Here is a 1,891-nt window from a genome sequence, read left to right on the forward strand (position 1 = left end):
GTCCCCCTGTGGATGTCCGTATGTATCGTTGATCTTCTTGAAGAGGTCTATGTCTATCATTATAAGTGACAGCGGGTGTCCATACCGGCTTGCCCTTTCCATCTCCCGCTCCATGAGTTCCTGGAAGTAGAGGTGGTTATAGAGCCCGGTCAGGCCATCCCTGAATGCCAGTTTTCTCAGTTTTTCGTTTGCTGTCTGGAGTTCACTTGCAAATTTTTCAGCCCTCTTTTTTTCCTGCTTGAGCTTGATAACAAGCTGTTCGTATGAGAGGTTAACCCTGCCGAGTTCCTCATTGGCATCCATCAGGAGTTCAGAGTAAGGTTTGAAGTTGCCCGGATCGAGGTTGTAGAAAGATAGTATCTCAACGGTTTTTTCCGCTACGGAGTCTATATATGTGTTTGCAAAGCCTTCTTCAAGCCCGAATTCATCCTTCAGAAAGGAACGGAGTTTATTCAGTTTATCAATACCCCTGCTGGAGTGATAAAAGGATGAGGCCATATCCGAGATCCTGAGTATTTTTACAGTATCCTTTAATTCCCCGGGACAGGGCACGGTGTTGTGGTGGCAGGCAATCGGCAGAAAGATACTCTCGGGAAGGCCCCATTTTTTCAATACCTCGGATCCTGTTTTCTGGTGATCATAGCCCAGTACTTTTTTTTCGGCTCCAACGACATCCATGCCGGTGAATCGCTTTTGATCGAGAACTTGCTGGTATTTAAGGGGGTCCACCAGATACATCACTATTATGCCGATATCCATAAGAAGGGCCGTTACAAATGTGTCATCGGTCTTTCCCCCAATATGTTTGGATATGATCCCCGATGCAACCGCTGCAGTTAGAGACCTCTTCCAGAAAAAATTAAAATCGAACAGTTCGTTGTCGTCGCTCATCATATGGGAAATGATCATGAAGGAGAGTGCGATGTTCTTCAGGGCGTCCACACCGAGTATGCTTACGGCCTTCTCAAGGCTGTCAACCTTGTAGGGAAGGGCGTAGAACGAGGAGTTCACAATACTCAGTATCTTGGCAGTCAGGGCAGGATCGGAAGCGATTATCTCCGACAGTTCTTTAAAGGAGAAATCGTCTTTTTTGACAGCCTCAAGTACCCTGATGGCAATGACGGGCGGTGAGGGCAGCCTCGTTGGGTTAAACCCTTCAGTTTTTAGATTTTCCATATAACGATGTTGCTTGATATAGCATCAAGTGTATTCATGAAACCACTGACTGTATTTATAATTTATCGTCCGGCCTGAGATAAACTTTAACATTTCTCCTTTTTTCATAACTGTTTTTTCGGAATTTCAGTGCGATGAGGAACTTAGGGGACTATAGGATCTCCCCTAAATTCAGTAATTAACGGCTTAATGCAGGGTGGGCTGAGCCTGTGCACCTCCACGTTTCATCAAAAAGATAAGTGGCAGTATGGTTAGCATCATGATAGCGAGCAGAAAGAAGGCATCATTGAAGGCAAGCATGTGTGACTGACGCTGGAGTTCGAAGTAGATTACGGCGTCAGGATTTGCTGTATGAATACCGGCGGTTGTCATGGCTGAAGAGAGCTTTTCCTTTGCTATGGCATACGAGGGATTAAAAGGGGTCAGATTTTCTACGAGCCTGAACTGGTGGAACTGAGCCCTCCGTGCAAGCATGGTTGTGACAAAGGCCACACCTACACTCCCGCCGATATTTCTTAGGAGATTGTACATGGCTGTTGCTTCCGTCATCTTCTCTTTCGGCGGGCAGACTTAGGGGACGTTATTGACTACGTTGACTAACTATGCTATAGTAATGAAGTCAGGGAAGGCAAATACAAAAACAACACGGAGAAAGAAATGCCACGGCAGGCAAGGCTTGATGCCCCGGGAACACTGCACCATATAATAATCCGAG

At 46.1% G+C, this 1,891-nt stretch carries 2 protein-coding genes; both read right to left on the bottom strand.

Annotated features, from left to right (window positions below):
* A partial coding sequence (locus tag VST71_00005; GenBank protein ID MEC4684112.1) for an HDOD domain-containing protein occupies positions 1–1,176 on the bottom strand: 1,176 nt, incomplete at its 3' end.
* A 186-nt stretch (positions 1,177–1,362) separates the two neighbouring features.
* The gene (locus VST71_00010) at positions 1,363–1,725 is read right to left on the bottom strand and encodes a hypothetical protein (GenBank protein ID MEC4684113.1); all 363 of its coding nucleotides are present in this window, start codon (positions 1,723–1,725) and stop codon (positions 1,363–1,365) included.
* Positions 1,726–1,891: the final 166 nt, after the last annotated feature.

It is taken from the genome of Nitrospirota bacterium (assembly GCA_035873375.1).
Lineage (GTDB): Bacteria > Nitrospirota > Thermodesulfovibrionia > Thermodesulfovibrionales > JdFR-85 > BMS3Bbin07.